The sequence below is a fragment of the Acinetobacter sp. UBA991 genome, assembly GCF_002292065.1.
GTDB lineage: Bacteria > Pseudomonadota > Gammaproteobacteria > Pseudomonadales > Moraxellaceae > Acinetobacter > Acinetobacter higginsii.
Map to the genome: position 1 here is coordinate 23,669 of NZ_DBBF01000010.1, position 13,118 is coordinate 36,786.

14 protein-coding genes are annotated in these 13,118 nt (G+C 33.8%); 9 read left to right on the forward strand and 5 right to left on the reverse strand.

What is annotated here, in order from left to right; all coding sequences use genetic code 11:
• Positions 1-4: 4 nt before the first annotated feature.
• The 7 genes from B2727_RS03365 to B2727_RS03395 all read left to right on the forward strand — a co-directional run bounded on the left by B2727_RS03365 (position 5) and on the right by B2727_RS03395 (position 6,104).
• The gene (locus B2727_RS03365) at positions 5-1,306 is read left to right on the forward strand and encodes a hypothetical protein (RefSeq protein WP_245107222.1); all 1,302 of its coding nucleotides are present in this window, start codon (positions 5-7) and stop codon (positions 1,304-1,306) included.
• On the forward strand, positions 1,306-2,994 hold the full coding sequence (locus tag B2727_RS03370) for a hypothetical protein (protein WP_245107225.1): 1,689 nt from the start codon (positions 1,306-1,308) through the stop codon (positions 2,992-2,994). Before B2727_RS03365 ends, B2727_RS03370 begins: the two co-directional genes overlap by 1 nt.
• Entirely contained in the window at positions 2,981-3,628 is a 648-nt protein-coding gene (locus B2727_RS03375; protein ID WP_245107228.1) for an OmpA/MotB family protein, read from the forward strand. Before B2727_RS03370 ends, B2727_RS03375 begins: the two co-directional genes overlap by 14 nt.
• 354 nt (positions 3,629-3,982) lie before the next feature.
• Positions 3,983-4,417: a hypothetical protein gene (locus B2727_RS03380; RefSeq protein WP_291347919.1), complete on the forward strand. Its 435-nt coding sequence runs from the start codon at positions 3,983-3,985 to the stop codon at positions 4,415-4,417.
• Positions 4,418-4,538: 121 nt separating this feature from the next.
• Positions 4,539-5,075: a hypothetical protein gene (locus B2727_RS03385; protein WP_245107353.1), complete on the forward strand. Its 537-nt coding sequence runs from the start codon at positions 4,539-4,541 to the stop codon at positions 5,073-5,075.
• Positions 5,076-5,096: 21 nt separating this feature from the next.
• The gene (locus B2727_RS03390) at positions 5,097-5,534 is read left to right on the forward strand and encodes a hypothetical protein (RefSeq protein ID WP_245107351.1); all 438 of its coding nucleotides are present in this window, start codon (positions 5,097-5,099) and stop codon (positions 5,532-5,534) included.
• Positions 5,535-5,618: 84 nt separating this feature from the next.
• Positions 5,619-6,104: a hypothetical protein gene (locus B2727_RS03395; RefSeq protein ID WP_245107342.1), complete on the forward strand. Its 486-nt coding sequence runs from the start codon at positions 5,619-5,621 to the stop codon at positions 6,102-6,104.
• A 43-nt stretch (positions 6,105-6,147) separates the two neighbouring features.
• On the opposite strand, the gene B2727_RS03400 is transcribed toward B2727_RS03395, so the two are convergent.
• The 5 genes from B2727_RS03400 to B2727_RS03420 all read right to left on the reverse strand — a co-directional run bounded on the left by B2727_RS03400 (position 6,148) and on the right by B2727_RS03420 (position 10,231).
• On the reverse strand, positions 6,148-6,738 hold the full coding sequence (locus tag B2727_RS03400; RefSeq protein ID WP_245107340.1) for a hypothetical protein: 591 nt from the start codon (positions 6,736-6,738) through the stop codon (positions 6,148-6,150).
• Positions 6,739-6,800: 62 nt separating this feature from the next.
• Positions 6,801-7,013, reverse strand: coding sequence for a hypothetical protein (locus B2727_RS03405; protein WP_245107338.1), 213 nt, complete (start codon positions 7,011-7,013; stop codon positions 6,801-6,803).
• A 69-nt stretch (positions 7,014-7,082) separates the two neighbouring features.
• Entirely contained in the window at positions 7,083-7,670 is a 588-nt protein-coding gene (locus tag B2727_RS03410; protein ID WP_245107336.1) for a DUF805 domain-containing protein, read from the reverse strand.
• A gap of 142 nt (positions 7,671-7,812) precedes the next feature.
• Complete coding sequence (locus B2727_RS03415) at positions 7,813-8,757, reverse strand: BsuBI/PstI family type II restriction endonuclease (protein ID WP_245107334.1); 945 nt, start codon at positions 8,755-8,757, stop codon at positions 7,813-7,815.
• Complete coding sequence (locus B2727_RS03420) at positions 8,750-10,231, reverse strand: Eco57I restriction-modification methylase domain-containing protein (RefSeq protein WP_280638709.1); 1,482 nt, start codon at positions 10,229-10,231, stop codon at positions 8,750-8,752. The genes B2727_RS03415 and B2727_RS03420 overlap by 8 nt, the downstream gene beginning before the upstream one ends.
• A gap of 249 nt (positions 10,232-10,480) precedes the next feature.
• On the opposite strand from B2727_RS03420, the gene B2727_RS03425 reads away from it, so the two are divergent.
• Positions 10,481-10,954 (forward strand): toll/interleukin-1 receptor domain-containing protein, encoded by a 474-nt coding sequence (locus B2727_RS03425; RefSeq protein ID WP_291347928.1) that lies wholly within the window; start codon positions 10,481-10,483, stop codon positions 10,952-10,954.
• Between the two features lie 47 nt (positions 10,955-11,001).
• The gene (locus B2727_RS03430; RefSeq protein ID WP_245106896.1) at positions 11,002-13,086 is read left to right on the forward strand and encodes an NACHT domain-containing protein; all 2,085 of its coding nucleotides are present in this window, start codon (positions 11,002-11,004) and stop codon (positions 13,084-13,086) included.
• Positions 13,087-13,118: the final 32 nt, after the last annotated feature.

A 13,118-nucleotide genomic window follows, 5' to 3' on the forward strand; every position in this document is an offset into this window, starting at 1 on the left:
AATTATGGGGTTCTTTAGTTCTATTGGTTCAGCATTTTCTTCGGTTGCTTCAAGTGTTAGTTCAGCAGTTTCGTCTGTAGGACGGGGTATAACATCAGTTGCAAGTAAGGTTTGGGATACAGCCAAAAGTGCTGCTAGTAGTGCGGTAGGTTGGCTCGCTGATAAAGCTGAGAATTTCGTTGGTACAGTTAAAGATATCTGGAAAACTGCAAAACCTTGGGTCGAAATGCTAGCGCCTTATATTGCTAAAGGGATTGCCTTATTACCTTTTCCTTGGGCTGAAGGAGTTGCAAAGGCTGTCGAAAAAGGCATTCAAGATTTACTAGCTTTAGAAAATAGCCCAATTCTAAAAAAAGTCGAACAAGCGATCATATGGGCATCTAAGGCCGCTCAAAATTTTCGTGAGAAATTCTTAGTTAAAGAAGAAGTTGAAGAAGCAGAACAACGTAAACGTGACATGCAAGAAGCAATGGATGCAATGACTAACGAAGAGCAACGACAGTCTATTCGGTTTGCTGCGGTCATTAATGATTATATTTTAGTCCAAACGCGCATTCAGGGTATTTTAGCTCAAGATGGAATTAGTGATTTTGAACATTATCTACGGTTACGTGCAACCCAAAAATTACTTAAAGCAGCGGAAAAAACTTTAAGTACTGCACAAAATTTAAGTGAAATTACAGCTGATGATTCATTTTTACTAACTGTTGGGGCAGATCTGCTAGCAGATAATCCACAATTATCGGATGCAAATGCCGAACGCCTAGACAAGATTATTAAGCGACGTTTTAATGGTAAGTCATTAATTCCTTTTGTCTTTGAGGAGTTAATCCGTGCATGGGAAACCAAATATCAAAACATGGAAGCCAAATGGGAGAAACTTAATAGGGATACAGCGGCTTTAAAACGAGAAATGAAACAATTGGAAGTAAAACTGAAAATTGAACCGTTGACTTCTGAAGAGGAAATTAAATTAACTGACTTTAAAAATGATCTTGCAATAGCAAACAATAATTTAAAGTATCAAGCCCAAGAAAACCGTGCTATGCAAAGCTATGTGCATGCTGCTGAAGGGTTTTTACAAGTCTTAGAAAAATCAGTAGAGGAATTTGAAGCTGAAGGAAGGGATTACATTGTTGAAGATGTTGCAGAGGTAGGTAAATTATTAATCGACTGTGCTCAAAATAATAAACAGTGGGATGAATTAACAGAAGATGAGCAAATGCTAATTACTGATTATGCTAATATTTTTGCAGAAGATAGTAAAAAACGTAATCAAGATTTGATAGAAGCTGAGGTTGCGTAATGGATATTCTAAGTATTTTAAATTTTTTATTACCAATTCATGTATCACCAATAAAAGTAGAAACTTTACCTATTTTATTTTTTATCATAATTTGGTCTTTGTTTATTTGGACCGTATTCCATGTCTATAAAAAGGCTAAACCTGAGAACTGGGAAAATAACTGGTATGGCGGAAATAAAGGTGATAAAGGGAAAAAACTAGATGCTGAACATAGTTCGGTAATGGAAATCAGTGAAGCAGTAGCGACTTCTTCAGAAAAATTGGCTGATATTATGCCTGGTATGATTTTAATTATTGGTTTGCTTGGAACTTTTTTAGGCCTAGGTTTAGCCCTTGATAAGGCATCTTCAATTTTAACAAATGCTAATGCCATTAGTAATATGGATGCATCAATGGCACAGCTGATGGGTATGCTTGAAGGCCTGGGAACAAAATTTAAAACATCAACATGGGGGCTGTTAGCTTTTATTTTATTAAAAGTCATCTTATCTAAAAATGGCTATGAAGAGCGCAGATTGCGCTGGTCAATTGAAAAAGTTAAAAGCGAACTAGACGTTGTTCGTGAGCAAAAAGTACAAGAAGATAGGGCAAATAATCAAAAAATTATTGATTGTATGCAAACACTTGCTATGCAATTTGAAAAAACGGTGGAAATTAATCAGGATTCCAATAAAGAGCAACTGAAACAGTTATCACAGTTTAGCCAAGATACTGTTTCGGCTATTCGATTAAGCCATGAAGATCAATCAAAATTACTTAATCAGACTCAGAGCAATCAGATTGAACATATTAAGCTTATTAAATATCAAGCATTATCATTTGAAAAAATTCTAAATAGTTTATCTGAAAAATATGATCAAATGATTAAAAGTATAGATTTACAACATCACGAAAATAAATGCTTTTTTAAGGATTTAGTTCAACAAGGTAAAGATACTCGAGATGCTATGGTGGGATTTATTGAAAAAAATGAATTGACTGTTGATAAGTTGGGATTGGCAGCATCAGGTATGTCTAAGGCAGCATCAGACATGGGCGTTTCTGCAACACATCTACAGGATGTGATTAGTTCTTTCCGTACTAATATGGAAGATGTAGTTGACCTAATGAAAAAAGACCTAAATGCAACTATTGCAGGCATGAATACGAGTTTTAGTAAAAACATGGCGGAGATGTCAAATGGGCTAAGTACAGCAACTAAAGATATTTCAATGGCAGTTGATAGTTTGTCGGTTAGTGTTGATAAAACTATGATGGATGTAACTAGCACAATTAATACATCGATGGATATTCAGAAAAAATCATATGCAACTTTTATTGAAACTAGTGAGCATTTAAATGAAAATGTAATTGGCATGACTCAGCTTGTTGAGAGACTCTCAGGTGATATTACTGGCGGGTTAAAAGCAGTGTCTGAAAGTAATCGTAATATGATTAGTCTAGCAAAGAAAACAGATAGTATTTTAGAGTCTATAGAAAGTATTGAGGTACTTGCAGAATTAAAACCAACTTTGGATAATTTGGCGAAAAGTCTAGAAATACAAAAAGATGTATTACAACGATTAGGCAATAATACAGCTCTTTCAACGTTAGCTAATCAGAAAAATAAATCCTTAAACAAATCTAACCGTTCTACTAATATAACTAAAAGCTTATTTGGTATAAAAGGAGAAAATGGTGAAGGATAAGCCTAATGAATGGATTTCTATATCCGATTTGATGGCTGGAGTGATGGCAGTAGTGATGTTACTGCTCGTTATGTCGGTGCTTCAAAAGTCGTATGCTGAGTTAAAGCACAAACAAGAACTTGAGCAGGGTGGGGCAGCACAACAAAAACGTATTGCTGAAATGTTAAATGAACTCAAAAAATCTGTTGAAGAAAATGGTGCTAGCAATCTAATTTTATTTGATATTGCAGATGGTCGCATAACTTTGAAAGATAACATTTTTGAAAAAGGCAGTGCTTGTATTACCCCTTTAGCGGCACAAGCTTTTAAGAATATTGATGTAAAAATATCAACATTTTTAAAAGAAAATCCTTATGCTGCAATTTATGTTGAAGGACATACAGATAGTCTTCCAGTATCTCGTCCAGTAACTGACTTTGCTCGCTTTTGTACAGTTTATGATGATAACTTTACTTTATCAGCCGCAAGGGCAAGAGAGGCACGGAAATTGTTAATTTCACAGCTTGATGAGACTCAGTCAAGAAAGCTAATCGTTGCTGGATTTGGAGATTCACATCCTTTGCAAGGAGTGGATTCCACTGATGGGCGAAATCGGCGAGTCGAAATTCAGTTTAGTGTGGTTGCTAAAAATTAAGTGCGGTTTATATCCGTTATAACGAGCGGACTAAATTGATTGATCATTTTAATAGCCAAGGATACTTATATCAGTCTTAAACCACTGAAAAGTATTGAGTCTTAACTTGAAAAAAGAAAGCAGAGCTACAGGTGCAATTAGAGCCATTTTCAAATATTGATTTTTAACTTTTATATTAATTAGATTGTCAGATGAAGTGCAACAGAGATTAACTTATTGGGAAGAAGCACACATCAATCAAGAGCTATATCAATATCTAGGAAAGTCCATACCATTTAAAAATGAAAAAAAGTTTGATGATTTCATGATGGATAGTACGGATTTTATACTTTAAAATTTTTTATGGAGTTAAATATGTCAAATGAAGAATTTGAACAAGCAAAAGCTGAAGCTAAAGTACTAGCACGTAAAGTGCACGATGCGGCTCGAATTATTGCAATGGATGGGCGACCAATTAATAAAAATTGGATAGAGGAAGGAAGTTATGTAGACATGAATGAAGCTACAAAAAAGTGGGAGAAATGTACGATTAACCTCAAAGTTAAGGATGCTCGCAGTTACAATGAGTGGATTGATATAACATTAGATGATGGTACTGTTATTTTGGATACGGATTATTATATTAGTGGAAGTGGTAATAGTGAATTTGAGGTAAAGACTTTCCGTAACGGAGCTTGGGCTGAGCGTTTTATTTCTTATTCTACGGAGGGCGTTCAGGCTGAACTCGAAAAACAAAAGAAAGTAGAGTTACAAGAACGATTAAAACCATTTTCAGAAATTGATTTCTAAATGCAATATAAGTAATGAATTGAAATTCATTACTTATTTTTTATAAAGGGACACAACCTGTCCATTCCATATTCAATAATAAAGCCTTATCAAAATGATAATTCAATAAGGGGCTTATTCAATGAAAATATCAAAATCTGTCTTGTTCGCAAGTTTACTTGCTGCAACTACATCTGTTTTTGCAGATGACTTTATTTCTGCCAATGGGGTGAAGCTTACAGTAGGTGATTCACTAAAAACAGTTACAAGCAAACTAGGGAAACCTTCAGAGAAAGCAGCAGGGTTGATTATCTGGAAACTAAAAAATGGTAATAAAGTTGCAGCTAGTTTTGACCAATATGGTCTAAGCAATGCAACATTAAGTGGAAAAGTGTCTACTGATTATTTATATACGGATGGCATTAAGGTTTTCCTCAATAAAGAAAGCATCAACAGCATTGAGAAAAAACTTAAGTATGGTTGCTATCATGAGGGATGGGGTGAAGGTGCAATTGCAGACTATGTAGTGAGAAGTGGTCCAGAGGGTTCAATCAATTTGATTTTTAATACTTGGGGTGGAGATATCACAACCAAGCAATTAAAAAGCCAGAAAGTATCAGCACTGAGCTTGGGTGATGATGAACCATTTGGTGAACAAAAATATTGCCACTATCGATAAATGGCTAAAAGGACTTTAAAAATGAAAAAATTAATCATCGGATTTACTGTTGCTGTCTGTAGCCATTCATTATTCGCAGCTTGTCCAAGCCAGAGCAAAATGGTATTCAACTGTGCAACGACCAATAACAAAGTGATTCAGGTCTGTGATGCGGGCAATACGATCAGCTATTCATTTGGTAAAGCAAATACTAAACCTGAGTTGGCGATCACAGTTCCTCGCAATAAAGTCACCACTTTTCAATGGCAGGGTATTGGGCGCTATGAAAATTATGCGATTAATATCCCGAATGGAAAAACCATCTATCGGGTAAATGAAAGTCTTGATAAAATGACGAGAGAATATACGGCTGGTGTTGAGGTCAGCAATAATGACAAATTGCTCGCTACAGTAGAATGTGCAGCCAATAAAAAAGTAACCAGTAAAATTCAGGGCATCAAACTTCGTCCTGAAATGTAATTCCTGTTTAATTTTTCTATGAGTTCTTATTTCATTTTCTCGAAATAAGAACTCTAATTCTCTTTAAAAATAAAAGGTGATCCAATGAGATTGTACTATCTTATCGGGAGTCTGTTGCTTATCGCTGGGTGTCAGGATGCCTCAAACAATAAGCCAAATGTAGAATCCACTGAAAAAGCTGAAGTGATTCAGGAAACACAACCTGTTAATGATACCGATGATCAATATAGTGCAGACGGCTTAACCCGTTATGAAAATGAAAGTGTAGAGGAAATGGAAACACCACAAATTCCCGAAGAAGCACCTGTACGAATCGACTTACAATTAAACCCTGTATGGGCTGAATATGGTTTGGGTATGATTGATGTGCAGTCCACAACCGATCAGGTGATGATTGAGAAAGTTATTCTCAATCGGGGACAGTGTAGTGCAATTGATAATTCAATTAAAATGCCTGTTACTTTGAGTTTTGGTCATACTTATCGAGGCTATATCAATAACTGTAGCTTGGATAAAATCATTGAAATTCAGATTAATACAAATTTAGGTAACTGGACATTCAAAAGATAAAAAAGGGGGAAATACCAATATTGGCATTCCCCCTTTTTTTTAATTATGGATTGGCAAGTAAAGCTAGCTTTTTGCCAACCAAGGCATAGGATTGGGTATTAATAATTGATGGACAGCAAGAGGGATCATCCTCTGCATATTCATGATTCTCAATCGTAATAATACCATCTTTACTAATGTTAGTTACTTTGGCATCCAAACCCAGATTGAGATCAGTAATAAAATTAATCTGATCTTGTTGGTTCGTGGTAAAAATAAAAACTTCGTAGGTCATGGTTGTCGAATGGCAGTTTGTTTCCTCACAGAAACTAGCCTCAACAACGTAATCAATCTTTCCATCCTGATTGAGATCAGACTTGATAATATTTTTTGAATTTAAGGCATATTTATAATAATCATCGTCAGAAGCAGAACGTCGGGATTCTTCATTTAGGAATTTGATAGATTCAGTAACCTTATTGTCAACCAAAGTTTCAATGCCTTGAAGAGGGGACTTATTCTGAATAGCCATTTCTGCTTGAACTTTAACTGATTGTTCATTTTCAGCTTGTGGCAGAACTTTTTTAATATTGTCACATGCTGTTAAGAGCGTTGCGCTGCTGAGTAGCACCAGAGTAAAAATTAAAGGCTTCATGTAGGATTCCATTAAAATGACCTATATCATTTAAAATATCGTGATATGTCATTGGTAAATATTTAGTTTTTTGGAGGGTGAATGGTTCTAATGACACGTTTGTTATGTTGCCGTAAAGGTAACGGGGCTAATCGTGAAATGATTAAAAGGGCGATAAAACCAATAAAAGGTGTAAATATTGCTGATACCAAAAACCAGAATAAAAAAGATCGACCTTGACTATTGGCATACAAAGCAATCAGTGCTGAAAAGAACAATAAAATGATAAAAGCCATAGATTCACCTTTAAGATATAGCCCTTACGCCAATATCTCTTGATAGAAAAGAATTGGCGTTATTTGTGATTATTTTGTTGGTTCACCATATTGATTATTATTGCTTTCCCCAGATTGAGCCCACCAAATGATTAAAGGAATGATTCCAATAATTGTTAGACTAATAAGATACCACCATCCAGAGCGGTTTGTGTCATGGAGTCTACGAGCAGAAACGGCTAAAAATGGAATAGTTAATGCTAGGGTTGTAATGACATAAAATAAAATTTCTGTTCCTAAAATAGCATCAATGATCATTGATAGAACATTACATATCACCAAACCCAGATAAAAAAACCAAAATTCTTTTCGTCTCGCACGACCATTAAAATTGGCATAATTTTTTAAACACTTTATAAACCAGTCAAAAAGATTAAAACATTCTTCAGATTTTTCTGAGTAAGACGTGCTTAAATTAGTGGGGTTATTTGTTCCCAAAGCTTTATAAATGGCAGTAGCTTGATTCAAACTGTTGACATCGAAATCTACTTTCATACCACGTTGAGGTAATGCTGATTCTTTCCACTCACTACCGAGGAAATGATATCGAGCAGCATCATCCCCTGAAATAACCCCAGTATTGGTTTGAACTGAAAAATCTAAAATTGTACCTTTCATGTTTGACTCCACGTTGAACAAGTATGTTTTGTTTTTTTATGGAGTTATGATGCAGAGTCAGTAGGACAGGTGATGTCCCATATTGAAAAATAAATAAAAATTTTAAGAAACTGAGCTTAAATTCTGTTTTTGAGAGGCTCATTTAATAAGGCCCTAAAAACCTTACACCATTAAAATGAATCAAATGAGTTGGGGCATCTGCAACCCAGACTTCCGTTTCCCACGCAATATCACCTAAATATTTACGCATAATAGCACGGTCAGGGAAGGCAGTGACATACACTAAACCAGCAGATGAATTTGCAAATAACTGAGCGAGTTCCTCATGACGTTTGCCATCTACAGGACCATGACTGGTAACTGACTCAATGAGAATTAACCAATCTTTTTCAGAAAAATATAGAACGACATCTGGCATTTTACCATGTTTGTTGATTGTTACTCCTAGCTCTGCTAATAAGGCTTCATTAAAATGCCCGACTTTTGAGCCTGTATCACCAGCATAGATCAGCGTTGAGTTAGGTGCAAAGCGAGGTGCAAAATCCTCAATAATGTTTTTTATTAACTCACTATGAGCACCAGGTGTAAGAAGAATTTCAGTGCTGCTGTCAATCTGTACAGGAACTAATAAATGTTCTCTTTCCTTTGCGTATTTAGAAACCAATGTATCTCGATCTGCCAAATATTTTTCAAGGTTGTTTTCCCACTGATCTGTACCAAAGTTTTGCAATAAGGCTTTGGCACTAGGCTCAATTTGATAAACTGTTTTTCCACTATTAACAGGGCGATTAGGCTCATCTGGATTATAAAGAATTAATCCAGCACTAACGAACTGATGTAAAGTTTGTCTTCTTACTGTTTCCCTAGAATTAGGTGCGTACTGCTTTTGATAGTTCAAATTCATCCAGTCCATGATAGGCGTGACACCCATCAATGGAGCTTTTAAATCATGCCATTTTCCATCTGGTTGTAAATCTAAAAGAGCCAAGAGCGTTAAAGCTGAACGCTCTTGCTGCTGTTTAGGTGGAAAGCCCAATTGTTTTAAAATGGAAATTGCATCAGAAATATATTGGTGGCTTTCAGACATTTTGAACTAACTCCATGACTTTCTGATCAATTTGATCTTGCTGTATCTGCTTGTATTCTTGTGCCCACAATCCCAATGTTTTTAACTGTTCAAGATTAGGATAGGGAAGTTTTTTTAGGTCACCGACATTAATTTGTGTATGTCCGCTAAACTGGCGGAAATATTGGTCTACGATATTGCTGTTTAGGTAAATAGTTAGACCTAGGGCAATTTTAGCATTTAAGCCCGATTTCTTGATATGAAACACGTTGAGGTGGTTTTCAAAAGCGAAATGTGAATAATCTGTTAAGAGGTTTTGATCAAGGAAATGAGCAACAATACGATGCTTTTGTTCCTTTGGTGAAAAACGTCTAACAATACAATAGTCACCAGCTTGGTAAACCATTTTCATTGTTTGCTCATTGAGTCTAAGTGCGTTCGGTTTTTTATGCTGAGGATATATCCAGACCAGAGATGAAATACCATCAAAGTGGCTAGGGTAAAATAGGGGTACATGCTGATCCTTAGGAAGATCGAAACATAACTCCTCTTTAACCCTGAAATCTACAACTGGACCTGTAGAGACCTGTAAACCTAATTCTTCCAAACTGGAAGAAAATAGCTGGTTGAGTTGAGTATCAGGTTGGGCTGTGGTGGGGATATGAATAAATTTATCCTTATCATCAGGGTATATAATTTTAGAAAATGGATAAGATTCTTTCTTTAAGTTTTTAAAACTGGAATTAGTAGAATGGCTTATGCACACGTCAATATTTTGACCAGATCCTTTTTGTAAATGCAGAATGATATTTTCTTGCAAGATACTCTCATCTTGGAAAACATCTTGTCGAGATTCAAATGTATGAATGGCTTTAATTGCGGAACGTTCTAAAATGAATTCTCTAAAGGGTCTAAAGTATGTTCCATTACAAAAGCTACGGGGTAAAATGACAACAAGTTCACCTTGCTCTGCCAGCAATTCCAAAGACAAGGCAACAAAAGCAGCATAGAGATTGACGACCTCAATGCCTAATTTCCGTAATAATAAACGCTCTTTAGATTGGGCATTGATTTTTTTATAGGGCGGGTTAAGGATAATTAGATCATAACGCTGTCTTTTTTCTAAAAGGTTTAGAAAAGCAAAATCTATAAAATTTTCATTACAAACTTCAAGTTTTGCTGGTTCAAACATTTCTAAATTATGCTGAAGTGTAGCAACGAGTTGTTTATCTAACTCCACTGCGGTTACATTACAAGAGCGGTTAGGGTAGGTGTCCTGAATTCTTTGGAGTAAAGCACTACTTAGACAACCGATACCTGCACCTGCATCTAAAATTTCGTACTGTTCTTTGTCTTTAAGCTCGAATAGTGATGCCATGAAGACAGCAATGTCAGTGGGCGTAAAATACTGTCCCAAGTTTGCTTTATGCTGGGAAGTAGTCTGTGTGGAGTATGATTGTCGAATCTGATCAATATTCGCAAGTACGCTATTCATGAAATGAGTATAAGTGTCGATGCAGTTTTGAGTAGTCTATCATTGATTGAAAAGCTCTATCGATATTTTTGGTTGAGTACGTCAGTTTATGTCGCAAATTCTGTTGGTGGTTTTATATTTAATAGGGTATTCGTTGAAATAATTCAATTTATGCTGAAAAATTAGTGGTATTCGCAATAAGTTCCTTTTTTTTTATTGCTAGTAAGTGTATAAAAGATGGAATTTAAAATTTATTAAAATGAGGATAACGTGTCAAATTTGAATGTCTTTCTTAGCTATTGTCATGAAGATGAACAATTCAAGTTAAAATTACTGAAATATTTGAAACCGGTCTTGAAAGGGTTTAACGCTTCACTTTGGCATGATGGAAATATTTTGACAGGACAGTCTTTAGAAGATTCAATTCAAGAGGCTCTTGAACAAAGTACAATATTTATTTGCTTAATTAGCTCGGATTATTTAGCTTCAGATTATTGTATTGACAAAGAATTAGAATATGCACTTGATAAGCAAAAAATTGGTAAGGCAAATATATTCCCAGTAGTTTTAAGAAAATGTAACTGGACTCATACGATTTTTTCTGATTTGAAATGTCAACCGAAAGATGCGAAGCCAGTAATTAAGTGGGACGATGAAGATGATGTTTATACAGAAATTTCTGATGAACTAGCAAAGGTTTTAAAAAGTTTGACTACTAATAATGTTAAAAAAAAAGTGAATTAACAATATCTAGTTGCTCTTCGAGTGGGTTGATCTCTTTTGATAAATATTTGAATGATTTAGGGGTTACAATAAAACACTCTAAGAAAGATTTTATAACGATAGATGATATTTTTGTTTATCCTGATATTAAATGTGTTGATGATAATTTAACAATTAAAAAATATAAGTGGACAGTTGGTGAAGTTTTAGATAAATATAATTATATTTATTTTTTAGGTAGTGAAGAGTCTGGAAAAACAACATTAATGAAAAGATTGGCTAAAGATTATCTATGTCAAGGATATAGTCCAATTGTTGTTAATGCAGAGAATCTTAAAAACATAGACGAAAAACAAATATTACAGGATTTTAATGAAAGATTCGGTTTGAGTTTTTCCATGGATTCAAGCAAAACAATTTTACTGATTGATAACTTTTCAAAACAACGTTTAAAAGATAATGTTTTAGATAAATTTTTAAGTAAAATTACCGAAAAGTTCTTTAAAGTTTTTATTTTTGTTGATAAGAATAATTTTTTTATGAATAGTAATAAATATTTAAAATATAAATTTAAAGAGGTTGAAATATTAAACTTTGGATATGCGAAGAGGAATGAGCTTTATAAAAAATGGTATAGTGTTGGTGAGGATATAGAAGTTTTAAAAACTGATAATGAAATGTATGGTAAAATAGATACACTGGCAAATCACTTTGACATCTTAATGAAGAAGAATATAATGGATTCTAGGCCGATTTATATTCTAACTATCATTCAAACATTAGAAAATATGAGTACAAATAATAATTATCAGCTAACCTCTTATGGGCAATGCTATTATGTATTGCTAACAGGGATGCTTAAAAAAGCAAATATATCTTTAACGAATGATCTAGATGGTTTCTTAAATTTCTTGTCATTTTTAGCTTATTATTTGTATGCTCATAATCTAGAGGAAATTTGTGATGAAGAGTTAAATCAAATTATAGTTGAGTATTCTAGTAAATATATTGCCCCAAGAGATATTAAAAAAGTTTTATTAAATTCAGGTGTTTTTGTCACTCCAGATGATGATTCAATGCGTTTCTCACAAAAGTATTTATATTATTTTTGTTGTGCTAAACACTTAGCTGATAATGCTATTGAATTAGCTGATGAAATTACTCTGCTTTGTAAAAATATGCATAATGAAAATAAAGCTAATATATTAATTTTTTTGGTTCATCATTTAAGATCAACTAATATTTTACAAGAAATTCTTAATCATGCCATATGTTTAATGGATGGTATTTCTGTTTTTAATATGAACCTTGAGCAATGTAAGGAGTTTAAAGGACTATTAGGAGAAGAAATCCATAAAGTTGTTTATGAAGATAAGAACTCTGAGGAACAAAGAGAACTTTATTATAGGAATAAAGAAAAAATAGAGGATTCGAATGAAAATTCTGACTTGTTCGATCTTTCTGTTGATGAGAAAGAATTAGATATTAAAAAAAGTGAGCTTGAAGCAAAAGTAGATTTTAGTTTATTTCAACAAGCAACTTCATCTATTAGAAGCATTGAAGTTCTTGGTCAGATAGCAAAAAATAGACACTCTTCAATTAATAGAAATGATTTAAGTGACATACTAATGGTTGCCTATGATAATGGCCTTAAAGTTTTGAATTTCTATTTGAATATATTTAAAGATACAGAAAATGATCTAAAAGAGTTTATTAAGTCAATTGTTTCAGATAAAGGAGAAATATCTACTGAAGAAGCAAAAAAAGTTGCAGAGAAAATTATACATCAAATTTGTTTTAGTATTTGTATGTATATTATACAACTTATTTCCAAGTCTACTGCACATAGCCAATTATTGGAAATATCAGAAAAATTAACAGAACAAAGAGATACACCAGCTTATTTTCTTGTTGACTTATATTCACGACTAATAATTCAGAAAGAATTGCCCAAATCTTTGATTAAGAAGATTAAAAAAGAGAATGAAAATAATCCATTAGTATATTCATTGTTAAAACAGTTAGTTGTTGGTCATCTATATCTTCATAATGTTGATTATAGAGAAAAACAATGGATTCAGGACAACATCAATGTTAAGGTTGCCGATCAACTCAGGGCTACAAGTAATCAAGCATTGAAACAATTGAATTAAATTTTATTTTTTACACATTCTATAGGTTTACT